The sequence below is a fragment of the Marinobacterium jannaschii DSM 6295 genome (genome assembly GCF_000620085.1).
Classification (GTDB): domain Bacteria; phylum Pseudomonadota; class Gammaproteobacteria; order Pseudomonadales; family Balneatricaceae; genus Pontibacterium; species Pontibacterium jannaschii.
In genome coordinates this window covers 14,884-39,783 of record NZ_KK211067.1, presented here as the reverse complement: position 1 = coordinate 39,783, position 24,900 = coordinate 14,884, and the positions used below count along the sequence as shown (strand labels likewise).

27 protein-coding genes are annotated in these 24,900 nt (G+C 54.4%); 2 read left to right on the top strand and 25 right to left on the bottom strand.

Features of this window, described 5'->3' with window-relative positions; translation table 11 throughout:
- Positions 1–74: 74 nt before the first annotated feature.
- The 15 genes from dnaB to Q354_RS28050 all read right to left on the bottom strand — a co-directional run bounded on the left by dnaB (position 75) and on the right by Q354_RS28050 (position 12,096).
- Positions 75–1,469, bottom strand: a complete 1,395-nt coding sequence (gene dnaB, locus Q354_RS0120700) for a replicative DNA helicase (protein WP_027859266.1) — start codon at positions 1,467–1,469, stop codon at positions 75–77.
- Between the two features lie 89 nt (positions 1,470–1,558).
- Positions 1,559–2,005, bottom strand: a complete 447-nt coding sequence (gene rplI / locus Q354_RS0120695) for a 50S ribosomal protein L9 (protein ID WP_027859265.1) — start codon at positions 2,003–2,005, stop codon at positions 1,559–1,561.
- Positions 2,006–2,042: 37 nt separating this feature from the next.
- Positions 2,043–2,834, bottom strand: a complete 792-nt coding sequence (locus Q354_RS0120690) for a hypothetical protein (RefSeq protein ID WP_245601103.1) — start codon at positions 2,832–2,834, stop codon at positions 2,043–2,045.
- A 66-nt stretch (positions 2,835–2,900) separates the two neighbouring features.
- The gene (rpsR, locus tag Q354_RS0120685) at positions 2,901–3,128 is read right to left on the bottom strand and encodes a 30S ribosomal protein S18 (protein ID WP_027859263.1); all 228 of its coding nucleotides are present in this window, start codon (positions 3,126–3,128) and stop codon (positions 2,901–2,903) included.
- A gap of 34 nt (positions 3,129–3,162) precedes the next feature.
- Entirely contained in the window at positions 3,163–3,585 is a 423-nt protein-coding gene (gene rpsF, locus Q354_RS0120680) for a 30S ribosomal protein S6 (RefSeq protein WP_027859262.1), read from the bottom strand.
- A 202-nt stretch (positions 3,586–3,787) separates the two neighbouring features.
- Positions 3,788–4,252, bottom strand: coding sequence for a DUF2799 domain-containing protein (locus Q354_RS26755; RefSeq protein WP_051560487.1), 465 nt, complete (start codon positions 4,250–4,252; stop codon positions 3,788–3,790).
- 56 nt (positions 4,253–4,308) lie between these two features.
- Positions 4,309–4,923, bottom strand: coding sequence for a DUF2799 domain-containing protein (locus Q354_RS27665; RefSeq protein ID WP_169828920.1), 615 nt, complete (start codon positions 4,921–4,923; stop codon positions 4,309–4,311).
- Positions 4,924–5,055: 132 nt separating this feature from the next.
- A complete protein-coding gene (locus Q354_RS0120665) occupies positions 5,056–5,463 on the bottom strand; it encodes an OsmC family protein (RefSeq protein WP_027859261.1) in 408 nt (135 codons plus the stop codon).
- 18 nt (positions 5,464–5,481) lie between these two features.
- Positions 5,482–6,291, bottom strand: a complete 810-nt coding sequence (gene trpC / locus Q354_RS0120660) for an indole-3-glycerol phosphate synthase TrpC (protein WP_027859260.1) — start codon at positions 6,289–6,291, stop codon at positions 5,482–5,484.
- A gap of 4 nt (positions 6,292–6,295) precedes the next feature.
- Complete coding sequence (trpD, locus tag Q354_RS0120655; protein ID WP_027859259.1) at positions 6,296–7,318, bottom strand: anthranilate phosphoribosyltransferase; 1,023 nt, start codon at positions 7,316–7,318, stop codon at positions 6,296–6,298.
- 30 nt (positions 7,319–7,348) lie between these two features.
- Positions 7,349–7,933 carry an aminodeoxychorismate/anthranilate synthase component II gene (locus Q354_RS0120650; RefSeq protein ID WP_027859258.1) on the bottom strand — a complete coding sequence of 195 codons (585 nt, stop codon included), beginning with the start codon at positions 7,931–7,933 and terminating at the stop codon, positions 7,349–7,351.
- A gap of 267 nt (positions 7,934–8,200) precedes the next feature.
- The gene (locus Q354_RS0120645) at positions 8,201–10,297 is read right to left on the bottom strand and encodes a hypothetical protein (RefSeq protein WP_027859257.1); all 2,097 of its coding nucleotides are present in this window, start codon (positions 10,295–10,297) and stop codon (positions 8,201–8,203) included.
- A 679-nt stretch (positions 10,298–10,976) separates the two neighbouring features.
- Positions 10,977–11,192, bottom strand: coding sequence for an Arc family DNA-binding protein (locus tag Q354_RS28485; RefSeq protein WP_036230972.1), 216 nt, complete (start codon positions 11,190–11,192; stop codon positions 10,977–10,979).
- Positions 11,189–11,932: a phage antirepressor KilAC domain-containing protein gene (locus Q354_RS27660; RefSeq protein WP_051560482.1), complete on the bottom strand. Its 744-nt coding sequence runs from the start codon at positions 11,930–11,932 to the stop codon at positions 11,189–11,191. Before Q354_RS27660 ends, Q354_RS28485 begins: the two co-directional genes overlap by 4 nt.
- Positions 11,929–12,096 carry an Arc family DNA-binding protein gene (locus Q354_RS28050; protein ID WP_084332699.1) on the bottom strand — a complete coding sequence of 56 codons (168 nt, stop codon included), beginning with the start codon at positions 12,094–12,096 and terminating at the stop codon, positions 11,929–11,931. The genes Q354_RS27660 and Q354_RS28050 overlap by 4 nt, the downstream gene beginning before the upstream one ends.
- Before the next feature lie 112 nt (positions 12,097–12,208).
- On the opposite strand from Q354_RS28050, the gene Q354_RS28905 reads away from it, so the two are divergent.
- Both Q354_RS28905 and Q354_RS0120610 read left to right on the top strand, forming a co-directional pair.
- Positions 12,209–12,535, top strand: coding sequence for an Arc family DNA-binding protein (locus tag Q354_RS28905; RefSeq protein ID WP_036230969.1), 327 nt, complete (start codon positions 12,209–12,211; stop codon positions 12,533–12,535).
- A 369-nt stretch (positions 12,536–12,904) separates the two neighbouring features.
- A complete protein-coding gene (locus Q354_RS0120610) occupies positions 12,905–13,195 on the top strand; it encodes a hypothetical protein (RefSeq protein ID WP_027859254.1) in 291 nt (96 codons plus the stop codon).
- Here Q354_RS0120610 and Q354_RS26730 read toward each other — a convergent pair.
- The 10 genes from Q354_RS26730 to Q354_RS0120560 all read right to left on the bottom strand — a co-directional run bounded on the left by Q354_RS26730 (position 13,185) and on the right by Q354_RS0120560 (position 24,898).
- Positions 13,185–15,698 (bottom strand): hypothetical protein, encoded by a 2,514-nt coding sequence (locus tag Q354_RS26730; protein ID WP_051560481.1) that lies wholly within the window; start codon positions 15,696–15,698, stop codon positions 13,185–13,187. The two genes, Q354_RS0120610 and Q354_RS26730, sit on opposite strands and share 11 nt — an antisense overlap.
- Positions 15,699–15,707: 9 nt before the next feature.
- The gene (locus Q354_RS27655; protein ID WP_027859253.1) at positions 15,708–17,387 is read right to left on the bottom strand and encodes an LPD3 domain-containing protein; all 1,680 of its coding nucleotides are present in this window, start codon (positions 17,385–17,387) and stop codon (positions 15,708–15,710) included.
- Positions 17,387–19,486, bottom strand: coding sequence for a hypothetical protein (locus tag Q354_RS0120595; protein WP_027859252.1), 2,100 nt, complete (start codon positions 19,484–19,486; stop codon positions 17,387–17,389). The genes Q354_RS27655 and Q354_RS0120595 overlap by 1 nt, the downstream gene beginning before the upstream one ends.
- Positions 19,487–19,948: a virion core protein, T7 gp14 family gene (locus Q354_RS26720; RefSeq protein ID WP_156948444.1), complete on the bottom strand. Its 462-nt coding sequence runs from the start codon at positions 19,946–19,948 to the stop codon at positions 19,487–19,489.
- A gap of 4 nt (positions 19,949–19,952) precedes the next feature.
- Positions 19,953–20,426, bottom strand: a complete 474-nt coding sequence (locus Q354_RS0120585; protein ID WP_027859251.1) for a hypothetical protein — start codon at positions 20,424–20,426, stop codon at positions 19,953–19,955.
- Positions 20,419–22,488, bottom strand: coding sequence for a phage nozzle protein (locus Q354_RS0120580; RefSeq protein WP_051560476.1), 2,070 nt, complete (start codon positions 22,486–22,488; stop codon positions 20,419–20,421). The genes Q354_RS0120585 and Q354_RS0120580 overlap by 8 nt, the downstream gene beginning before the upstream one ends.
- On the bottom strand, positions 22,485–23,072 hold the full coding sequence (locus tag Q354_RS26715) for a hypothetical protein (RefSeq protein ID WP_051560474.1): 588 nt from the start codon (positions 23,070–23,072) through the stop codon (positions 22,485–22,487). Before Q354_RS26715 ends, Q354_RS0120580 begins: the two co-directional genes overlap by 4 nt.
- 44 nt (positions 23,073–23,116) lie before the next feature.
- Complete coding sequence (locus tag Q354_RS0120570) at positions 23,117–23,461, bottom strand: hypothetical protein (RefSeq protein WP_027859249.1); 345 nt, start codon at positions 23,459–23,461, stop codon at positions 23,117–23,119.
- Entirely contained in the window at positions 23,458–23,868 is a 411-nt protein-coding gene (locus tag Q354_RS26710) for a Bbp16 family capsid cement protein (protein WP_051560472.1), read from the bottom strand. Before Q354_RS26710 ends, Q354_RS0120570 begins: the two co-directional genes overlap by 4 nt.
- Positions 23,869–23,929: 61 nt before the next feature.
- Positions 23,930–24,898, bottom strand: coding sequence for a major capsid protein (locus tag Q354_RS0120560; protein WP_027859248.1), 969 nt, complete (start codon positions 24,896–24,898; stop codon positions 23,930–23,932).
- Positions 24,899–24,900 lie beyond the last annotated feature (2 nt).

Sequence of the window (24,900 nt, the reverse complement as noted above, 5' to 3'; positions counted from 1 at the left end):
CATAGCCCAAAAAAGAAGGCCGCTATCTGATAGGTAGCGGCCTTCTTTTTCTGCCTATGATGAGCCCCTCAGGCTTAGTCGTCCATACCGGCATACTGAGCATAGACATCCGGTGCCAGGTTTTCGAAGCGGGAGAACTTACCGACGAATGCCAGCCGGGAGGTACCGATCGGGCCGTTACGCTGCTTACCGATAATGATCTCGGCGACACCTTTATCCGGTGAGTCTTCGTTGTAGACCTCGTCGCGGTAGATAAACATGATAACGTCGGCGTCCTGCTCGATGGCGCCGGATTCACGCAGGTCGGAGTTTACCGGGCGTTTGTTGGGGCGCTGCTCCAGACTACGGTTAAGCTGAGACAGGGCCACAACCGGGCATTCCAGCTCCTTGGCCAGCGCTTTCAAAGAGCGCGAGATCTCGGAGATCTCCTGGGTTCGGCTGTCGATCCCCTCGCCTTTCATCTGCATTAGCTGCAGGTAATCGACCATGATCATTTCGATCTCACCATGCTCGCGCACAATACGGCGGGCACGGGCACGCATATCGTTCGGACTGATACCAGGCTGATCATCGATAAACAGTTTCTTATCGCGCAGCATATTGACGGCGTTGGTCAGCTTGGGCCAGTCCTCATCCTGCAACTGACCGGTACGAACGCGGGTCTGGTCGATACGTCCCAGGGAGGCCAGCATACGGGTAACGATCTGGTCTGCAGGCATCTCAAGACTGAATACCAGTACCGGCTTGTCACAGGCCATCAGAGCGTTTTCCACCAGGTTCATGGCGAAGGTGGTCTTACCCATCGACGGACGCGCTGCCACGATTACCAGGTCAGAGGGTTGCAGACCGGCAGTACGGTCATCGAGGTGATCAAAACCGGTGGTCACACCGGTCAGTTCCTCTTCATTGTTGAACAGGTAGTCGATCTTATCGACCGCTTTTTTCAACAACGGGTTGATCGGCTCTGGACCGCCTTCGGTATTACGGTTCTCAGCGATCTGGAAAATCTTGCGCTCTGCTTCGTTCAGAAGGTCATCAGAGCTGCGGCCTTCCGGCATAAAGGCACTCTCTGCGATCTCATTGGAGATCGAGATCATCTGGCGCAGCAGGAAGCGGTCACGGACGATTTCTGAATAGGCTCGGATATTGGAGGCGCTGGGGGTATTGCGCGCGACGTCGATCAGATAATCGAGGCCGCCGGCATTATCCAGCTCGCCGATACGATCCAGTTCTTCAGATAGCGTAACCACATCGATCGGCTTCTGTTCGTGAACCAGCTTTTCCATATTACGGAAGATCAGCCGGTGATCATGGCGGTAGAAATTTTCTGCCGTCACGATCTCAGACACCGTATCCCAGGCGTTGTTGTCCAGCATCAGGCCACCCAATACCGATTGTTCGGCCTCTATGGAATGCGGAGGTTTTTTGATGTTGTCGATATCTGCTTGGGAGAGGTCTGTGTAATCCATGGAGAATCACCGAATGAAGCCTAAAACGAAAAAAGCACTGCGCAGATTATCTACGCAGTGCTTTTTAAATACTACAGCAGTAAACGCTATTATTCAGCGACGACTGTCAGCTTAACAATAGCAGTTACTTCGCTGTGCAGCTGAACGGCGATGTCGAACTCACCGATGTTGCGCAGCGCGCCTTCTGGCAGGCGAACTTCTGCTTTAGCTACTTCAGCGCCAGCGGCGGTGATAGCGTCAGCGATGTCGCGAGTACCGATAGAACCGAACAGTTTGCCTTCGTCACCGGCTTTAGCAACGATAGTCACTTCTTTGTCGTTCAGTGCTTCAGCACGTGCTTCAGCAGCAGCCAGCTTCTCAGCGGCAGCAGCTTCAAGTTCAGCACGACGTGCTTCGAACTTTTCTACGTTGTCTTTAGTCGCAGGAACTGCTTTGCCCTGTGGTACCAGGTAGTTACGACCGAAACCAGCCTTAACAGATACCTGGTCGCCCAGACCACCCAGTTTGCCAACTTTCTCGAGCAGAATAACTTCCATCTCGTAAACCTCTATTTTATCTGCAATCAGATTGCAGTTAATTCCTGGCTGGTATTCGGCGTCTGATATCGACAAAACTGTCGATAAACGCAGCAAATACCAGCAGCGTAATCACGTAAGGCCCAAACACAACGGTTGAGATGTAGAACATAATCAACCAGGACCTGCCTAAATCGCGTTTTGCAACACTGCCATGCAGCAGTGCCACCCCTGCCATAATCCAGGGCAACAACAGCATCGGGAGCCAGCGAGCGCTCTCTAAACCCAGATGAGGACCGGCCACGATGATCAGCAGAATAATGCCGCTCATCAGTGGCGGAATGCGCAGGGCGTGAAATTCACCCCTGAACCCACCCGGGTTGTAGATAAGGGCCTGCCACCAGCGCGCCAGTACCAGACTGGACAACATCATCGCTGTATGGACCGCTCCGAATCCGCCCAACAACAACAGGCGTAAGCCTTCACTGTCGAGCTGAACCTGGCCTTCGACCGACTGGCGAAACATCTCCTGGACCATACTGATCACCTGGTTTAGTAGGTCACCCAGCATTGCATCAAGCAACAGGCTGGTGAACAAACCAACGATCATGGCAGCCCCTAAGGTCTGCACCCAGGAAACGCTCTGCCGCAATACGGCTGCAAGAATAAAGGTTCCTGCAATCACGCTCAGCGGCGTCGGATCTCCGGCGACTATCCAGGCGCCGGCGGGTAGTAAAACCCAGGCCAGGATACCCAGACCGTCAGTCAGACCACGCCGCAGTGTGATCAGACCAACTGCTGCTGCACTTACCCAGTAGAGTAATGGCAGCATGGCGGTTATTACCGCCACGATTAGCACCTGCGTGCGGCCTTTCGTGATGTATTCAGCCAGGGCACGCATAGCAGCTATGACAGCTTATTCGTGGCTGTCAGTGTATGGCAGCAGCGCAATGAAGCGGGCACGCTTGATTGCGGTAGCCAGCTGACGCTGATAACGCGCTTTAGTACCTGTGATACGGCTAGGTACGATTTTGCCAGTTTCAGTGATGTAGCTTTTCAGGGTGTCCAGATCTTTGTAATCGATCTCTTGAACGCCTTCAGCTGTGAAACGGCAGAACTTGCGGCGACGGAAAAAACGAGCCATTTGATCTCTCCTAAATTAATTCAGATTAAGCTGATTACTCAGCAGCAGCGTCGGCAGAAGTTTCTTCAGCGGCAGCAGGAGTTTCCGGCTTAGCTTCAGGCTTCTCTTCACGGCGAGGAGCTTTACGCTCTTCACGTGCTTCAGCAGCTTTGATTGGAGAGTCTTCAGTTACCGCAGCTTTGCGACGGATAACCATGTTACGCAGAACAGCATCGTTGTAACGGAAAATGCTTTCCAGTTCGTCCAGGGTTTCCTGGCCGCACTCGATGTTCATCAGCACGTAGTGTGCTTTATGAGCATTAACGATTGGGTAAGCCAGCTGACGGCGGCCCCAGTCTTCCAGACGGTGGATCTGACCGTTAGCACCTTCGATCAGGCTGGTGTAACGCTCAACCATCGCAGGAACCTGCTCGCTCTGGTTCGGGTGAACCAGGAATACGATTTCGTAATGACGCATTGTTGCTCCTTTCGGGTAAACAGCCTCTCAAGCACCTGTTTGCGTGGCACTCAGAAGCAAGGAGGTTTGTGAAACTTGATGTACTGCTCATGCAGCTACATCAAAGGACGCGTAATTCTACGCACTGTACATCGATTATGCAACACTGGACTGAACGGCCGTATCCCGGCGCAAGCGGCGTATTCCTGCACCGGAATCAATGTCAGTAGTCATAGTAACGACAGCTGTAGGCAGGCCAGTAGTAGGCATGGTAACGGTGGTGATATCCGTAACCATAGGATGCAAAGTAATGGTGATGCTGCAAGACCAGACAACGTTCATAGCGATAAGCGCTATAGCCGCGGCGGTAGGATTTCAGAAACTCAGCCTCACCCTCGCCTGCACAGAGATTGTTATAGCGATACCCCAGGCTGCCGGCACGGTAGCCGCCCTCCGGTGTACAGTACTCTGTTAGTCCGGCCGTATGTCCCTGCAGGTAGCTGGGTTCATCCGGAGAGATATCATATTTGGCGCAGGCTTCATCATGCTTGATGATCCGCTCGGTCAGAAAGCCATTGCGGCCATCGGCAAAGCCGACCTGGTACCAGTCTTCGCTTAAACAGGTTTCCTTGTTAAGAGTTGCGCAACCGATCATCCCTGACAGAAGCAGAACGATCAGGACTCGCATTGGAATATCCTGCGGGTTGTGGATTTATCTGTATGACCTCAAGCGGGATACGATGTTCACCAGGCACTGTTTTTCAGCTCCTGCAGATAGCGCTGTTCCGGTGCCAGTTGTATATGCAGTGCATCATGCTCACGCAGCAATTCATTGTGGCGCCAGTCCAGTTCATCCAGCTGATCCAGCAAGCGCTGACGCTGTTTACGCTTCAGGCCTTCGGACACCAGCTGGCTGCGCAGCGTTTCCTCCTCCGCCGCCAGTTCATCGATCTGCTGGCTGACCCGCCGCATACTGTTCCTGACCCGGCGAACCTGTTGTTTCTGCTGGTAGACAGCACCTCCGGCCTGGTACCCGCGCAGAAAGTCGCGTTCGCCATAGCCATCGCATACGCCCTCATAACCGTTGCCGATACTGCCAACCCGGTAACCATTCGCTGCCGTACAGTACTGCAGCAGTCCCTGACCACGCCCCTTTTGATAGAGATCCAGCTGTGGTGCCACGCCATAATCGGCACAGGACTCCTGATGCTGCTCCAGCCGGGAGAGGTTTCGACCGCTGGCGCCGTCGCTAAAGCCAATGCCATACCAGTCACCGGTGTTACATTGTTCCTCCGACAGACTGGCACAGCCTCCGAGGAATAACAGCGCGGCAGCAGTTGATAGTTTTACGATATCCATAATCTTCGGCTTAAGGTGTTTCCGGCAGTGTAATGCCACAAGCCTGAACATAAATCGAATATCCGGATGCTGAACGACAGACATAAAAAAGCCGACCCTGTCAGGTCGGCCCGATTTTCAAGCTGTCACCACTTACTCGACTTCGACGATCTCGTAGCTGTGGCTGATCTCAACACCGCCCTTCTCCAGCATCAGGGATGCTGAACAGTATTGTTCTGCCGACAAAGCAACCGCCTTCTTAACATGCGCTTCTTTCAGGTTACGGCCGCTGACAATAAACTTCACATGGATCTTAGTGAACACCGATGGCACTGCATCGGCGCGCTCAGCATCGATTTCGCAGACACAATCGACTACATCCTGGCGGGTTTTTTTCAGGATACCTACCACGTCATAGCTGGTGCAGCCACCCAGTCCGAGCAGCATCAGTTCCAGTGGACGGGCACCGCGCTTCTGTTCGCCGTCGATTATGATGTCGAAACCGGAACCGGTAGTGCCTTTGAACGCTTTCTCTTCTTCCCACTTTACAGAAACATTCATACCCATCGTGAGGGTTCCTTACTTAAACAATTCTTTCAGTTTGCTACCTGGTTCTTCGGCGCGCATAAAGGCCTCGCCCACCAGAAAGCTGTTAACGTTGTGCTGACGCATCGCCGCGACATCATCGCTGGAGTGAATACCACTCTCGGTGACCACGATACGATCTTCAGGGATCATATCCAGCAGCTCGTAGGTGTTTTCCAGCGTCACTTCAAAGGTGTGCAGGTTGCGGTTATTGATACCCACCAGGCGATTACCCAGTGGCAGCATCCGCTCCAGCTCCTCTTTGCCGTGTACTTCGATCAGCACATCCATACCCAGCTCCTGGGCCAGGTTGTTCAGCTCCGCCATCTGCTGGTCTTCCAGTGCGGCAACGATCAGCAGGATGCAGTCGGCGCCGATAGCACGGGCTTCATAGACCTGATAAGGATCGACAATAAAGTCCTTACGGATCACCGGCAGGGCACAGGCGGCACGCGCCTGTTGCAGGTATTCCTCACTGCCCTGAAAGTAGTCAGCATCGGTCAGCACAGAGAGACAGCTGGCCCCGCCCTGCTCATAGGATGCGGCAATCTCGGCCGGTACAAAAGGATCACGCAGCAGGCCCTTGGATGGGCTGGCTTTCTTGGCTTCGGCAATCACGGCTGAGCGGCCTTCGCTCAGGGCACGTTCCATGCTGGCAACAAAGCCACGTGGATCTGTGTCGCCACCCTTCTGCGCTTCGATCTGCGCTTTCAGGTCGTCGATGGAGACCTTAGCAGAGCGCTCGGCAACTTCTTCGTGTTTACGGGCGATAATCTTTTTCAGGATTGTCGGGGTATCGTTCATCAGATTAATCCTTAAACGCCTGGCTGAACTGGGCCAGCTCAGCCATCTTGGCGGCAGCGGCGCCGCTCATAATAGTTTCTTTGGCCTTAGCGACGCCTGCTTTCAGGCTATCAGCCATATCGGCGGCGTAGATCGCTGCACCGGCATTCAGCGCGATCATATCGATCGCCTTGGCATCTTCACCGGCAAAGGCCTTGTTGATCAGCGCCAGGCTCTCATTGGAGCCGTCTACCTGCAGGCCATCCAGGCTCTGCTCTTGCAAGCCAGCGTCGGCAGCAGTAATAGTGTATTCAGTGATCTCGCCATCTTTCAGCTCAGCGACCTGAGTCTTGCCCTCCAGGCTGATCTCATCGAGACCGTTTTCGGCATGTAGCACCAGCACATGCTTAGCACCCAGCTCTTTCAACGCTTCGGCCAGCGGGCGACATAAAGCACCATCAAAAACGCCCAGTGCGTAGTGCTTGGCAGAAGCCGGGTTGGTCAGCGGGCCGAGCACGTTGAAGATGGTACGCAGTGCCAGTTCCTTACGCGGGCCAATGGCATATTTCATCGCGCTATGGTGTTGTGGTGCGAACATAAAGCCGACACCGACTTCATCGATGCAACGGCCGATTTGTTCCGGATTCAGTGCCAGCTCGATACCGGCGGTTTCCAGCAGGTCGGCAGAACCGGAGCTGGAGGAGACCGAACGGTTGCCGTGTTTGGCGACATGACCACCTGCGGCCGCCACGACAAAAGAGGAAGCACTGGAGACATTAAACAGGTTAGCGCCGTCACCGCCGGTACCGACGATATCCACAGCATTTTCTGCCTGAACCTTCACAGGCAATGCCAGCTCGCGCATCACACTGGCGGCGGCCGTGATTTCCGCTACAGTCTCGCCCTTCATCCGCAGCGCCACCAGAAAACCACCGATCTGCGCATCAGAGCACTGTCCGGTCATAATCTGACGCATCACCGCCTGCATCTCATCCTGACTCAGATTACGGCCTTCAACCACCGTGGCCATTGCCTGTTTGATATCCATAACGCTGCGCTATGCCTCTTAAAAATTGTTCTATTTTGTTCGTTTCAGGAAATTGGCCAGCAGTTCGTGGCCCTGCTCGGTCAGGATCGATTCGGGGTGAAACTGCACGCCCTCGATATCCAGGGTCTTATGGCGCACACCCATGATCTCATCGATCGAACCATCAGGGTTTTCCGTCCAGGCGGTCATTTCCAGACACTCTGGCAACGTTGTCTGGTCGATCACCAGCGAGTGGTAACGCGTCACCTCCAGCGGCATTTTCAGGCCATTGAAGAGACCGCCATCGCGGTGGATCACCGGCGAGGTCTTACCGTGCATCACCTGCTTGGCCCGCACCACCTTACCACCAAACGCCTGAGCGATGCTCTGATGCCCCAGGCAGATCCCCAGAATCGGCAGCTTGCCAGCAAAATGCTCGATTGCCGCCACCGATACCCCCGCCTCATTCGGCGTACAGGGGCCCGGCGAGATCACCAGCTGATCCGGAGCCAGCGCCTCGATCTGCTCCAGCGTAATCTCATCATTACGATAAACCCGGACATCCGCCCCCAATTCACCGAAATACTGCACGATGTTATAGGTGAAGGAATCGTAGTTATCGATCATTAACATCATAAAGTACTTAAACCGCTGATTTATATAGAAATTACTGAAGCAGGCACTTTAAGTTACCCGACTTATTACCCGGTTTAGTATTTGCAACCACCTTTAGCAGTGAAATGCCATGTACTAGCTGGGTACCCAAAGCGTGCTGAATAGTACCAGCAAGACAGTGCAGTGCCTACCTACATAGATACGGCAGGCGCTTGCACATCCAAGGCCTTCAGGACCGCAAGCAGGCGCATTTCCACGCGAGCGCCCCTTTATTGCGGCCCTCATTGTTTATTGGCGGAAAGATAGGCCATCCAAGACAACATTCATATTTGCCCCAGACGCCAATCGTAGTTCGCCGGTCGGCAGTACGTTCAGCACAACGCGCCCACCATCATCAGTCGTGGAAATCCGCCGAATCACCTGAGGCCTGTATTCATCGGGCAGAACTGCAATATTAGTGTCAGCAACAGTAGTGCCAGAACCGATAACCCCAGATAGCTCGATGACCCCGGTAGGGCTTTTGTGCGCCTTGGCGGCTCCGTAACTTCCTCCGGCGTTTGCCCAGCCATTTAGCAACGATAAAACTGCCGTATTAACCTGGATCTCTTCGAAGTAGCATGACAGCTTGCCTGGCCCTTCGGACAGAAACTGCAATACCTGATTTGAGTCGGTCCCCCCTAGCGCTACGCGATACACGGAGCCGCTATCATATAGCCTTAGGTATCCAGGCGATCCGCCACCCGGTTCACCGATTCGCGCTTCATTCATATCAACTCGCGGAAAAATCCGGCGCCCCAGTGTCCGGCTACCAAGGGCATACCACGAGTTCCCCCCGGCATTGGTATTATCGAGCACTCCGGAACCATCAGCCCCTGATGTCTCTGACTTGTTTGCAAAAATCACATCGTTGTTGTTTGACGATCCACCAAACTCAAGCGCGCCTTCTTCGTTCGCTTCTGTGTACACGCCGTCTAGGTAGTTACGGTCGCCGTTGATATAGACGCCGCGCTTTCCGTTGCCTTGGCACACGACGTTATAACCAGTGTTCGAGAAGCAGTTCACTAATGACAGGCCGTGTCGATCGTTAACTCTGAGATCTAGGTTCAGCAACAAGATAGCATTGGCATCTGTGGCTGCCCCTTCACCCTCAATAGCTAGGCCGTCCAACCCATTATTAATGCCAACAAATCCATTCACGATGGAAGCATTCGCGTCTTGAAGGAGTAGGCCGTGGCCACCGAAGTCATCGCACTGGAGCGTGTAAGAGTCAAAACGCCCTGCACTTACAACTATGCCATGCGCTCCGATGCCATCAGGCACTCCGGCCTTACGTGACAATTTGATATTCCGCAGGCCGCCAAAAGCAGCTCCAGCCGCAAACGTGAAGAAAGTGCCAACGGTAGACTTTATGATGTGAGTCGAGGCACGCCCTGCCCCGAAAAGCACAATTGGCTTTTCGAATACAATACCCGCCTCGCATTCGAAAAGCCCCGATACTTGCAAGCCCAGCCCTTCTGCAGGCGCGTAGTCATGAATGGCAATAATCGCAGACTTGTTTTGAGCAGCAGTAGCGCCAGCCCCGCCACCCCATTGCTCAAGGATTGCTAGCCCCTTCTGAGTGGCAGCCTCAATATAATGACTGGTATCACCAGGCAGGTAGAAGATAGACCCTTTGTTCTCTGCTGGTCGACCGCCCGGACTGCCGGCATCTTTCAAATAACCATAGTTATTGCCACCGTCACCCGGGGCATAGTAACCCTCCCAGACCAGCTTAATACCGTCGAGGAACGCAAACTCCTGCCCGGCTACCGCATCAATCATTTGCTGGACGGATTTGTAAGTTCGATAAGCCGCGGTCAGCGCCGCATCTCTCGCCGCTTCTGCTGTTTGCTTGGCGGTTTCAGCAGCCTCCTTGCTGCTCTTGGCCTGATCTCGGGCTGCAAAGAAATCATCCCGCAACTGATCGGGCGTGTTTTGGTCGTCGGAGACCTTAACCTTTACAGAGCGCTTAGCCTCCTCACTTACCTGCTGGATTGCCATTGCAAGCTTATCTAGCTCCCGCTCTACAACATCCGGCGCATAGCGCCCTTGGTTGGTAAGGTCGGTTTCTTGAATAGGCTGCACTACACGGCGCAGGGTTAGCTTTTCACCGACGGGTAGCGGGCTGCCCGATGCTGGGTAGGCCACCGATCCGCCGCTCTCGCTGCCGGCACCGGTAACGGTGTAATGGGTTGCCAAGGTCAGGACAGTTTCGGCGCCAGCGGCATTGGTATGCACCACTTCAAGATCAGAGTCCTGTAGGATTTTAAATGTGAACGGAAAGACGGTGGTTGAGCCGTTTCCAGCAAACGGCCCCGCCACCGAAACGGTGCTCGGTACGGTCATGGGGTAAGCCTCATGAAATGGATAAAGGGAAATTTCGGGCAATAAAAAACCCGCCGGAGCGGGTTCTTCAGGGTGTTCTGTGGGCGTTGGCAGCTATGGCCAATGTAGCTGTTAAGGTATCAAAGGTGACGGGAATTCGCATCACTGTCGCATTCGCCTCACCATTAAAAAGACGAACATATCGCTCGCCTTTGCTGATCCCTAAAACGCACACTTGCACCAAGTATTCGCGCGTATACTTTGAAAAAGTGTATGTTTTAGAGCCTGCTACGCTACCAGCACGCACCCTATCTCAGAGATAAAAGCCTGTTCGATCGCTCCCTTCTCTGCCGGCATGTCCTGAATCACGTAGCTCAGAAAGAACGGTGACACAGATCGATTTCGGATTGCGCTCACCAAGCGTCGAGCAAAGCGCCGACCTGTCTCAAAATCGCGCTCATAATCCCCCGTCTCCTCGACAACCCAGTTGCGGCGCCTGCCTGTGATTTCTTTCACAAATGGCAACGAATTACACGGGTCGTGTAGTACTGTACACAAATCGTGTTGTGCTATAGTTTCCATCGTCAGTTTCCTTTCCAAAGTTTGCTGATACTGGGGCTTAGAGAGCTGCAACTCCCTAAGTCCCGCCTAACTCTACCGCCTTCCGTTCCAAAAGGATCCGATAAAATGTGTTCAATCTCTAAGGGGATTCTGGCTTCGCTTCACCGTTGATCTCCAGCAGCAGATCAAGCTTGCGGTTGATCTCCCCTATAGTGGTATCCCTCAAGAACGTAGACTCCAGCCTGGAAGCGACCTCTGCGCTTACCGAGCGACCATTAGAATATGCAGCTTCTGTAATCCTAATCTTCAGGTCACGCTCAACGCGCAGTCTCAAGGGCGGGTACTCTCTAGTCACGCCAGTCCTCCCAGCTCTTTCTGCAGTCGAGTCAGGCCCTTCCCTGTAATCAAGGTTGTAACCGACTGCTGGATGCCATGATCCGGGTGCTCCCAATCACCAAGTTTCACATCTAGGTAACCAGCTTCAATCTTCGCCTGGTAAGGTTCATTCTTCCGAGTCACCCAGCCGATCTGCCGCAAACGAGCCAGTAAGCGATTTCTACCTGTGCCCAGTATCTTCGCGGCCTTAGCTACGCTCAGTGCATCAGGGGCCGCCGCCACCTTATCGTGGAACTCAGCCTTTGGAGCCGTTTCCTCCAGCTTCGCAGTTTGCTGGTCAATCACAGCCTGCTTCTCAGCAATAATGCTTTCCGCTGCCTTTAGGCCATTGGCCATAATCTCTTCAGGGGTAAGCTTTTCCTGATTGACAATGTAACCGCCGTGCTTACGGATAGAGGGCAGTACCTTACCCACCACCCATTCCTCGAACTCTTCTGCGGCAGGCAGCTGGGATTTCATCACCAAGCGGTAAATATCTCGCTCTGGAATTATTTGCAGTCCACGAGGAGGGATATCTAAAACTACCGTATCAGTACTTTTAAGGACTTGCGCGGCTTTGCAGTGATCCTTAACGCTTCGGCTCGGATTCGCGTAACCCAGAGACTCAGCCACATCTTTCGCCACAAACCAGGCCTCCCCATTCATTTCGAATGCCCGGATCTGCACCCCCTTAAAGTCAAACGGAACTAGGTTGCTCATGCAGCTTCTCCTTCTTTGAAGCGCTCTGGAAAATACAACTTGGTCAGCTGGTAAACGATTTCTGAGTTCATGGAGCGGCCATTGCGGTGCGCCGACTCCTCAACCTTCCGTTTCAAGTCAGGCTGCATTCGAACCCCAAAGGGCGGGATTTGTTTTTGTCTCATTACTCTTTACCTCCATAGTAGCGACTCGACACCACCATAATAGCTACTCATTTCAAAACATGTCAACTCGACATCATAGAAAAAAGTGTCAACTCGCTGCTATCCTTCGAGCATGAGTGATAAGCAGCAATACCCAAGCGACAAACAAGACAAGTTCATGCTCAGGCTTCCCGAGGGAATGCGCGCGCGCATCAAGGAGCTGGCTGATGCGAATGGCCGCTCCATGAACGCCGAAATCGTCCATCGCCTGGAGGAGAGCTTTTCAAAAGCGGCCGTCTCTATCGAAGAACTTGAGGCCTCGACCAGAGCTCACAAGAAAGGGCAGCAAATTCTCCAAAGCATTGGTGAATTCATGGAGGCTCTAAGCGAGACAAGCCCAGAGGCTATGGAGAAAGCCAGGGAGCACCTGAAGGAAAAATACGGCGAGAACAGGGATTAGTATTGCGACTGGATGGGCCTTCTTTTCCTTGTTGCCAGGGCCCCTGCGAGAGCCTGGCAGCACCGATCAATAGTTAAACTTAGTCTTTAAGGATAGGGATGCTTCACGCAATCATAGGGATATTAGTGTCAATGGTAGATCCGATTTCTCTTGCGGGCTACCTAATTGCTGGAATCGTCGCGCGAGAATATTGGATAGCATTGGTAGCAGCTGTGTTCTGGAGGGTATTCCTGCAGATCGCGCTAGTATCTAATGCAGGAGTCTCTTCTCCGACAGGCTTTACATACAGCATAATTGGCTCACTTGTTGCGACCTCAGTTATCTATGCAGTAGCAGCAAAAGTAAGGCACAAAAAGGAGATGTAGCCAGATGATCATCCTCTACATCTTCTCTTACTTAATCCTGGGGCGCCTAGGGTTGGATCTGCTGATCTTCTTGGGCCCACCGATCTGGCTCGTTTTTCTCTATGGTGTACTGATACTGGCGGGCTTCTCCTTCCCGTTTATGCTTGCTGATATCCAAAGTCAGCGGGGCTGTGGATTTGTCGAGGCGGTTAAGCTAACTCATCAGCGCTGGGTTAAGCTAACCAATGCCTGGATGATCGGGAACCTGGTGACCTTTGGGTTCGGCTGCCTTCTCTACCTGACAGCTATGAACTAACCTCCCGCCAAAATGCCTTTAGCTCTGGCCTGAACCCGCCCCTAGGAGTGACAGTAGAGGGCGGAATCATAAACTGCTGATCGTTTTCCTTCTTCAGTCTCCGCTCTGCGCGCCTCAATGCCCCGGGCGACAGGGCTTCTGTCATGCGATGCAGAATCAAGTAGTCCAGTGCCCATCGGGTATAAAACAGATTGATAAAGGGTGTATTGTTCTTGAGCATCGAGAACGCCTTGGCAGCTGTATCGTCACCATCGCGCATGCGCTGCATGATGTCGATCAGATCAGAGGCCACGCCAGCCGTTGGCCCCATTAGCGTCGACAGTGCATCACCCCCGTAGCGGTTCTTCATATCACCGAACAGGAAGTCGCCATAAATCCCCAGGCCGCCCCCTTGTGCCATGGCAGCCATCCAGACCTTAGGGTCGTCAGGATTTCGAGGCTCTTTACCTTTAGCCATATCCTTTAGCGCCATGGCGCCATATCCGAACATGGTCGTCCAGACTATAACGTTGGCAATACCTACCGCCCCTTCCATGCCACCTGTGCTCAGCTCCCGCCCCAGGGTCTTCTGAATAACCGCAGTTGGGAATGATTTGAACTGCGCAATAGCGCGAAGAAACTCCCCTTCAACGGTCCCCGGGTTAGTGCCCCGAAGAAGAATAGCGCGGGTGCGTTGATCTGGCTCGATGACTGCGTGCTGTGCGCGATCAACAAAATAGGTTCGCAGGTTGTTTTCGATCTCTTCTCGTAATGCGCTAAGACTGGCTGAGTTTACCTTTTTACCCTGGGCTTTAAGGTAGGGCGCCAGATAGGCATCAGCTACCTCGCGGACCGCTTCAGGCGTCAGGTATGGGTTACCATCAGCCTCACGAACCGCGCCCTTACGCAGTATCTCCCACTTCCCTTGATCCAGGCCGTAGGTCGACAGTACTCGCTGTAATTCCGGATTAAGGCCGCCCCAGTCCTTGCTACTTGCAACCGCAAGGTGATTGGACATCCCCAGCGCCACTGAGGAGCGCATAGTATCCGTCCACCACGTCATGCCATTCCACTTAAAGAATGTCTGAAGCCAACGACTGGCCCACCCAGAGGCGTTATCCAGACCACTGAATCGCTCAGTCATGGAGCCCGTCAGCCCATCCATTACAACGCCAAGAGAGCCTAGAATCTGGCGCTGCTCTGCGCTACCCCGACCTTTCGCTAAGCCTGCAGTCGCCTCAGCCATGCCGCCCAACATACTGCGCCCCTGGTAACGCAACTCGGATGCATAAATCGGAATATCGGTGACCGACGACAACACAGCACCACCCAGCTTGGACATGCTCTGGATCGCTCGCGTGACCGCGCCCGCCTTAGCCAATATCTCATTGCCCGGAATATTCATGCTTCCATCGATGGCCCGATAGCGCGTGCGCTTAAGCCACCCTGCATCCGATGTGGCGCGCGAAAATGCCTGCCGTGCTGCTGGATCTTCGATTTTCTGGGATAGCTCTGCTGTCAGGTCATCGAAGTTCTTCTCTGCATTAGGGCCAAGTATCCGCATCAGTCCAGTGTTTTGGGCGGCCGAATTGAACCCCGCCAACAGCGTCTCCCGCAAGCTACCAACGCCAAACGCCCGGTTGTACTCTGCCCAAGCTTCGGCGTCTTTAAAGTGAAGCGTGCGATCATGGCTCATTCGCTTGCCGATATTGCTGATGCCCTTCAGCCCTGGCATGGCCCCTGCCTTCAAATGAACACCAGACGCCAAGCCTTGATAGACCGATTCCAGAAAAGCTTCACGATCATCGACATGATCAAAAGTGCGCTCATCAAGCCGGGTAGCGATATGCTCGCGCCAGGCCTGATACCCCGCCTCACGTATCTTGTACATATCGTGGGTTTGTCGCGTGATATAACCTTTCTGCTTCTTGATCCAGGCACCCGCTTTATTGGCATCAAGGCGCGTGACCTCCTGCCACTTATTTACAACCCGGGCAATATCCACGGCCTGGGGCAGCAATTTACTAAAGTCAGGCTGGTCATCATCCAGCCGCCACAAGGCACGAGCAATATCGTCATCGATATCGCCGCTGATAAAGAGCTTCCAATGCTCATGCCCCAAAGCCTCAATATCGGCTATAAAGCCCCCGGTGTAATGGCCCAGCAACTGATTCTGGGTTGCGGCAACTGACAGCCTGGCTCCGGCTGTGGCTCGGTTGGTACCCACCAATATCGACTCAATACCCGCTTCATAGTTATCAGCGAACTTGGCCCCCAAGTGATCCATCGTCTCCAGTCGGCGCTTTAGGTTCAGTGCTGCATTACGCTTCTCGATCTGTGCGGCCGCAACCAATTCCTGCTCTACACCGTCCACATAATCCAAGACAGCCTTTTCCAAATCAGGCACTTCAGCGATGCGAAGTTCTTTAATTCGACGCTGGGCCGATTCGACAATCTCGGTCAGCTCATCCAGTCCCAATTCTCGACCTGCCGCCTTCTGGATCTCATCAATACAAGAATTCATCAACACACCTCAGTTTTTACGTAGCGCACAGATTGCTGCAGCCCGGAGCGCTTTGGCGCTGGATGTAGCGGCGTCTATGGATTCATCAAACGGTTTTAGGTACGGGGCAACGTCCACTCCCATGGCTTCAGCAAGCTCCTGCAATTGCTCGCTCACCTCCTCGAGAATCTGCTCTGTATCATCGGTCATCCCTTCTTTGATGGATTCCTGTGCGGATGAGGAGGCCTGCTTGTCTGCCAGCTTAGAGGTCACTGATCGGCCTCGCTCCAAAGTCGCCAGCTTGCCGATCGCTGCATCACGATCCCGAAAGCTTTTAAGCTCCATATTGAGCGGAGAGGCATCCAGATCTATACTGACTCCTGTCTCCGTTCCATCGGGGACAGCAGAGGCCTCAGATTCCCGGGCTATTCTCCTGGGCTCTATCTGGGGCTTTCTTTTTTGCCAGAGCAGGTGCGGGTTGTGGTTCATGTTGTAGAACAGCCGCCCATGCCGGTCCTGGGCTACCGTCACACCCGCCAGTACCCGCCGGCCGCCAATCTCCACATCTGCCTCAAAGCGATGAAATGCCTGAATATCGTCAGAGCGATCCTTATAAAGTTCCGACCGCCCCTTGTACTCACCGTGCTTGATAATGTCCGGAATGGCTGGAATCAGCTGTGCTTTGAGCGGATCATTCCTCAGCCCTGCCTTAACCTTCTTCCAGCCCTTACCGGTTATGCGAACCTCGCCAAAGCCTTCCCGGATTATCGTGTTGCCCTGCAGGTTTGTCTGGAAATAACCTCTTGCTGCCTCAAGGCTATCGACGCCCTCCGCCAGCACTTCATCACCTGACAGGCGGGAGACCACTCGGGGCTCAGCAACAGCGCGGATGGAGTCGCCTGCCGCTGCCACTGAACGCACATCAATCGGTCGCCCTTCAATGGCTTGCGCCAGGGCCGCCTTGGCCAGTTGTTGGCGCTCGTTAAGCCGGGTTTTGCGCAAGGCATCAGAGATGGCGCCAACCCCTGAATGAAGGCCAGCCCCAAGCACTACACCAAAGCCAATATTGTTTAGGCTTTCCGAGAGGTCATAATCGGCTTGCTCAGCAGTAGCAGCACCCAAAACCACGGGCTCCACAATAGCTGCACCCACCGCCCCCTCCAGGGCGCCTACCTTGGCGCGGACAGCCAGGCGGCCTGCTGCCGTTGAGGTGTTTGAAAGCATCCTTGCGTAACGCGCCTGTCCGACGACGGGTATAAACGATGCGGCGATGTTGATTGGATCAGCTAATGAGGCGGCCAATGCTGCTCCCAGCTGACTGGATCCAGAGGCAAGTCCATCAGGAGCGCGAGATAGAACAGACTGACGCTTCAGCTCGTCCCGCTTGCGCTCAATCAAGAGATCCAGCACCGGTTCCCGTATGCCATGATCAGGAATAGACAGCTCAACCCCGGCCTCCTGTACCCTGGATAGCGCCGCCTCCTTGTCGAGAAAGTTGCTGATAGCGGTGCGCGGATCGTAGGAGCCGGGTGTGCCAGTCATGTAGCGACCGCGATCAGAAGACTCAAGCCCTAAGTATCGAGAGATAGAAGAGGTCGGGCTCTCAATCCATGCTTTCTGCGCGGCTGCAGCTGCAGCATCTCCGACAGTAGATTCGATTTCCTCTAGCAGCTTACTGCTGCGAATACGAATGCCGTTATTGTTTTCCATTAGCGCCCCATCCCCCTTAGTCGATCAGTGGCCAGCTGACTGCGCCGGGCGTTGACCTGCTCCAATCCCAGCTGCTGAAGCTCTTCCCAGCTAAACACCGCGGGACTGCCGTCAGCCAATAAAACAGCGCCTTTTCCATCTGGATCCACCAACAGGATTCCGCTGTCATCGTTTAGTGTCCTGGCCTCAACAGCAATGGGGCCACGATACAACTCCGCCGCATCCTCTCGGTTCGCCACATGAAGCGAGTCTGGGATTTTCAGGTCCAACTCAGCCGCATTTTCAATGGCGCTCTGCACACCCTGCTCAATACCATATGCATTCAAATGACTTGGGATCCGATAGCTGCCAACGTAGGTGTAACGGTCGTTTATGGTTGCACCCGTCGCGATCTCGGCGGCCCGGGAGGGATCTTCTCCTTCAGCTGCGAGCTTCATCGCCAGTAATGCAGAAGCGTCAACGAACTGGTTATACACCTGCTCCTGCCCAAGCATGCCAAGCGATGCTTCCTGAAACTCTATCAGCTCGTCTTTAACGGTCTCTTCGATGGTGCGAATCTGATCCTTATCCAGAATCCCCGCATATTCCTTCTTGCCGACCTTTAGGGCTTCTGAAAGCTGATTAGCTCTCAATCCAGGCGACATGGCGGCTATGACATTTATTCCGCGCGGGATGAGCTTAGAGGCGTTGAGCTGTTGCATTACACGGGGCCAGCCATCACCCCACAGAGAGGACATTGCCTGCACAGCTTCCGCTGGCTTCTCACCGCCTTCGGAGTGATCGTTAAAGCGTTTGGCGATCTGTTGGGCATAGGCGTCGGTCAGCAGCACGGGAGCTTCTATCCCCAGTCGGGTCTGCGCCTCCTCAACGAGAGATGTGTACGCCGCAATCGTGCGCCTTTGGGCTTCTATATCACTCCCTGATAGCGCATCGGACATAACGTGATAAGCAGACTGGGTTTCTGGAAAGTGCCTCAGCACATATTCTGCTGGATCTGCTTCTATCTGCTGATTGCGGTGCTGAATGGCGGCAACAATATCCGCGTATTCCTTGCGTTCGACTCTGTATCCATCTGGCAAATCCAGATCGTTCTGCTCTTGCTGCAGTATGGCTTGCAGCTCCTCGGGCGAAGCTGTGCGAATCTTCGCCATACTCTGACCGAAAGCCTGCGCGCGCTCGACCTGACTCCAGATCTCCTCCCCTTTCTCGCCATATGCCGCCTCAACGTCCGCTTTGGATACTGGAGGTGAGCGATCCACATTACCATCGCGCAGATAGGCTACGTAGTCGTCAAGCTGACTGGAAATATTCGCACGCTGTTCGGCCTGCATGCGACTTCTCTCGCTGTTTAGTACCCTCTCTATCTTTGCTCGGGCGGTGCCCTCTATACCATCCTGGTTTTCCTGAAAGTACGCGAAGGCCTCCTGTGGGTTATTTGCCAACATTCGATCAATGATCACGGCGTGAGCCCGGGTCTGAATCTTAGCCTTCTCTTGTGCGAGCACCTCACTTGACCAGCCTTCCAGACGGGCCTGCTCACCGGCCTCTGCAATGGCTGTCGCGATCCCTCGCTTTCGCATCTGAGGGTCGGTGTAGTTGGCTGCAGCATCGTTGATGGACTCTTCTTGCCGAGCTCTGGAGACCCCTGATAGAAAGCTGCGCCTTTCATTAGCTGCATGGCGTGACATACCGTCAAGCGCCCCCTCAACGCGACGGCTGGCGATACCCCCAAACATGCTGCGCTGCTCATCATTACCCGCTTTGCCCTCGTACTCCTGGCGCAGCTCATCAAGCTGGCGCTGAGCATCCTGATAAGACTCAAAGGCATCTTTACCACGCTTGCCGTAATAACCACTCTCGGAGTTGTGGAGAATATCGCGAAGCTGGCGATTGAACTGCACATCCAGCTCCTTTGCAGCAGCCTCGTCCTCTTCAGCCTTCATCTCCATGGCGCGGCGGTGGAAATCATCGGCGACGCCATTCAGCGCCTGAGCAATGTTCCCGCCCATGCCATCAGGCGTGGCTCTATTTTGCTGGAAGGGTGTTTGATCCGGGCGGGCCTGAACTGCGCCGCCCTGCGGGTAGGTTTTTACTTTCACTTACTTACCCCCTTGAGACCACTTTCCGGACACAGAGGAGGCGGTACCCAGCAAGGTCGACATTGCTCCTGTATTACCCTGGTGCTTAGCCATAGCGCCCTGTGCTCGATAGTTGACGCCCTGGTTGCGGTACCCATCAGCATCGCGCTGGGCATTAGAGCGGATCATTAGCGCGTCATACTCTCCCATCTCTGCCGTATCGCCGAGGATATCCAGGGCCGATCCGCTATCAAGGTCGATACCATTGGCTGCCATAGCTGCCCGCTGCGAACCCTTCAGCGCCTCAACCTTCTTACGGTGCTGCGACTCTTCTACCTTGCCGCGCTCCAAGGCGTCATCCGCCATGCGGTTGGCGATAATGGCGTTGTTATTGGCGACTGCCTGATTGTATTTACCGGAATCATACTGAGCCTTGGCGCCCATGATTCCGGCACCAGCAACAGCCGTCAGAGCGATAGTCATCGGATCACACATAGTCATCCCTCACGAATTCGAAACGATGGAATGGGAGCTGAAGCGCTCCGTAGGGCCTGGCTTCTTGGATGGTGAATCCCAGCCATTTCAGCCAGCGGATAGATGCGGCATTGCGAGCGTCGACGTAGTTGTAAAGCAGCGCGTGATCCTGCTTCCACTGCGTCACCATGGCCCGGCTATGCTTCAGGAAGGACAGTGACACTTGATCCACTTCATCGGTACCGAGAAGCCAGGGCGCGCCTACGCCGGTCATTACCGACATCGGCGCTACGCCAAACATAGCAACCGGGCGACCATCAACGAGGCCTGTCATTGCAGGCGTAGAGCGTTTGATGCCCTTGATCAGCGATTCCTCAGGGGTTGATAGCGAAGCTGCCCAGATCTCATTGATATCAGCGATCCGCATATGGGCAGCGATATGCTCTGCATGCCCCAGTATCGCCTGAATAATCTTTACATCACGCAAAGGTCACCTCCGGAATAACGGCCAGAATGGTCATCGGTAGCGGGTCGCGCTGCTCAATAAAGGTCTGGCCGTGGTTGTTCCAGTCCGGTTGCAGGTCGATCTGCTCAACACCGGTCTGCAGTCGGGTTGATTCGCCCCAGTCTTCGAACTGTCGCTGCACCAGTTCCTGCATAGAGTCCTTATCTGTGCCGGCATAACCGCCACGAGACTCAAGGAAGTGAACATTGACCCGGTTAATGGATTTCTCTTTGTGCTTCAGGCTGCCTGATTGCCCCTGCAGGTCGACCGGCAGCGTTTTGAGGGATGCGATAAGGGGAAGCCCGATATGCACCTGTGAGGCGGGATGCTGGAGCGCTATAGCGCCACCGGTAACTGTGTGCTCATACTCCACATGACCATCAGCCAGCACCCATACCGCTTCGCCTTCCAAGTGATCCAGGCCGCTGATGCTGGACACCTCAGCCCCCTGATAGCTCAGCCCGCTATCCACAAAGAAAGCATCGGCTGATTCCGTGAACTGACGCGAGTGCAGGCGCTCAACATAGCGCTTTTCCTGCCCGTTGATGGTTCGGCGCACCACTGCATAAACAGCGTCCTCACCGTTCTCAGAGATGGAGCAGATCGACTCAAATGCGCCGTTTGTCGTCGGGTGCTGATGCCAGGCCCAGACCTGATGCTCGCGAACGTACGTCAGGCCAAGCAATACACCGTCATCGCGCACCGCCCAGACGATCGAATGAGGAGCCTGAGCAAAGCACCAGTCGATGATGGTGTGGCCGTCGAACAGATGATTCGCCATCACAGACAGGTCATTACCGGCATAGCCATCCGACTCCAGCGAGTACGCCAGATCGCGAACGATGGCCCCTTTCTCTTGAATGAACAGCACGGTGTTACCGATCAGCAACGGCGGCACATGGGACGATCCCCGGTAGCCCTGCGGTCGAACCTGAATGGTGGTTGGCGTGATTACACCATCATTGCCGCCGGATACTTTCCACTCACCGCCAGAGGTCAGCACAATCAGCTGATCCAGCGGTACCAGGTGGCGAATCTCGTTTACCTGCCGACTGGCAATGGTGAAGGTAATCGCATCATCGTCTTTAACTGGCGACGAGACGTTCATGTTTTTGTAGTTACCGGTCTGGGTGGTCCAGATCGACTGTGGTTCGGCTGTCGACTGCGCGAAGACCAGGCGCTGCTGGTAGTAGGTAGCTGAACCCGGGTAGTTTGCCCCATCAAATGGGTTGCGCACTTTAGGCGGCGTATCGCTTAGATCAGGGGCAAATTTGGTATCTTTGAATGAGGCGCTTTCCGTGCTGCCGATATAGCCAAACAGGCCATTCTCTTCCTTGTAGACGTTGTACTTTTCTGCACCGGAAACCGCCGTCCAGCTGATTTCAAGATACTCACCTTCAGTCCAATTCGAGTCGGTATCGGTCTGAAAAGACAGCTCGTCAGACGGCTCGCTCTCTTCCAGTGTTTCAGCCGCTGCGGCCGTGACCACATACTTGCGATCAGTTGAGCCCGAGCCGACGGTATTGGTATCCAACGCCAATCCTGTCGGCTTGCTGATCTCCGGATAGAAGGAGATCACAGACAGGGTCCATTCATGGTGATCAGTGCGGGCCAGTTCACGTACCGGGTGCGCCGGATGCACCAGCGTCATGATGTCAGCCGATTGAACAAATTTGATCAGCGGCAGATCCGATTCGGTGTAAGGCGTGGATACCTCTACCGACAGCCCTTCCTGAGCATGACCGGCCGGATAGACCACGCGCCCGCCGTCCTTAACGATACGCATGTAGTTGTGCCCGAACTCCAGCACGTAGGTCTGAACGGTCGAGAATGCGAACTCAATCAACCGGACCTTCTTGCTGTGATCCTGCACCCCGTCGACATACTCGAAGCCAGGCCGGTTACTGACTCCGCCGTGAGCATGCACAAAGAAGTTGCTACACAGAGCCAGTCCGGTCGCGAACTTCGCAAGATCGGAACGGGCATGAAGGGATGGTGCCAACTCACCTCCGGCGAAACTGGCCTGATTCAATGCAGTGCTCATGATCTTGCCTGTATCCAGCTGGCATCAGCAGGCGCATCGGCCTGTGCCTGGTTAGCATCAGTGGCTTCTGCCTTGGACATAGCAACGCGATATTGCTCATGTGCCCATTGGTGCAACCCCTTATCTTTGGTGAGCGGCAGCGCCATCTCAGCCGCCAAACGCCACGCAAAGGCTTCAGCAAACTCAGTGGTATAGGCGTTGGGATTCTCAATGCGGGCCGTATAGCGAAGCCAAGCCTGATCCTGATCGGTCAGCACATTGGCACTGGCACCATCAGGGGCAGCTATACGCTTCCAAGGCGCCGGAGGCATACCCCGCGTAGCAGGAATCACCTCGATCGCTCTAAGGCAGTCGACCGGCAGTTGGTAGCGATAACCCCAGTCAGGCGGCGGATTCCCCAAATCAGCCAGGGCAACGGACTTTTCAGCAAAGCCCCAGGCGTGGGCGGCCAGCACCTCATCACGTAGATGATCCCAGAAGGTGCGGCAGTAACCCGCCTGAGCGCTGGAATCGTCAAACGAACGGATCACCGGCTTACCAATGCGGCCCAGCGCAAGGTTGCAGATATAGACTTTGGAAGGCATAGATCACCAGAAAGAGAAACGGCCCCGAAGGGCCGTATGGAGGATTACTCAGCGTTGCGCTTCAACTCCGGCGCAATCTCCGCGATATCCTTTGCGGTCACTGATTTATCGTTCATGATGGCTTCCACTGCCTTCACGCCGGGGCTTCCGTTCTGATTCCAGTGCTCATCATTTCCGTGATCGAGCTGCTGAAGGGCTTTCAGAATCGCTTCCTTGCGATTTGCACCGGGATCGCTTGCCGGTTCCTTGCTGACAGATTCCTTCTGTCCGGGATTCAACCGGAAGTGTTTCGGCACATCTTGAGTGCTGCCGCCCCAGGCCATCGGCTCTCCCGCGCGAAACAGACGGCCCTCAAAAGTGCAGTCAGCAATGCAGGTAAACTTTTTCATCGTTCACCGCCCAGCTTCTGGTTGTGGCCGTACCACTCCTGTAGAGTCGGCGTAACATAAGCCGAGATCTTGCCGCCGGTACCAGTACCAGCCACCACGTAACGCAGGCGAACATACGGCTTGGTGTTATACGGGATTTTATCCAGCATGAAGCGGTAACCGGCCACCAGATCAGCAACCGGCACGGCTGCCGTTGTCAGCACGTCTTCCCAGGTGCTGTCGTCATCAGAGTGCTGAATCACCACCTGCAGGGAGGTCAGGCCCGCGAAGACCTCGCTCACTGCAATGACCAGCGCCATCAGGTTGCCATGGCCGATGTCTTCGCCCAGGTTCAGGGATTTGGTTGATGCGGCAGTGGCGGTCACAGCCTGGCCGTCAGAGAACATCGTATTGATATCGATAAGCATCGCTATCTCCAGAAATAGAAAAGGGGCCAACAGGCCCCGGGATTAACGGTTACCGAATGCCTTAAGCAGGCATTGCCGACAGGGCGGCTTCGGTGTTGAGGATGGCGTCACACTGGCGTACCGGCTTACCGTGGGCCTTCAGGATTTCCTTGCTGTCCAGGTATTCGCCATAGCGCAGGTGAACGTTGTTCTTATCGGTGGATGCAATTTCCAGCGCGGTCATCACGGTTTCATTGCAGTACCAAATAGCGCGAGCACGCTTAGCTGCAGGGATCTTGTTCTTCGCCTGGATCATCAGCTTCTGCAAATCAGCAGCAGTGATGTTATCCGTATCGATATTGGCGATACGGACGATGCAGCGCCAATCTTTAATGGTAAGGCCCGGCTTCCACTTATATAGATCGCCCACAGCACGGAAGCGATTACCATCGCCATCAAAGGCGTCATACTCGCCCAGATCCTGATGCTCCAGACCGGCCTTGGAGCCCTTCGGGAAGATTCCACAAGCAGCATCATCACCCCAGACGACCAACCAGATGGAAGTGCAGGCATTACCTGTACCGCCAGCATCCACCACATTCGGCGCATCTTTGAAGGCATAGCGTGGCGCCAGTCCCATGAAGCGCTCAGGATGGGTATTGGTGTCACCGTAGAACACCATTGTCGCCAGCTCCTGATTCATGCCCTCTGTGTGGGCGCGAGACTCCTGCAGGCGATACTCGGTTGAAGCACCATTAAGCACATAAAGATCCTTGTCGATCTCAGAGCGGTCTTCCATCATGCCGCAGGTATCGGTCACCTTACCTACTTTGGATTTGGATGGCGGCACACCCTTGTACAACTTGCGCCAGGTTGGCTTCGGAAGACCAGTACGGATAGTGGTCGTGTTGCCATTCATTTCATTACCTTCCATCCACTTGATGTCGTCCAGGATTGCATTGTCCTGATCCAGCAGCTCAATGATGTTGGCAACACCTTTCTTTTCTGGATCAAGGAACTGACCCCATTCAGCGAGAGTACGAACTGGCATTT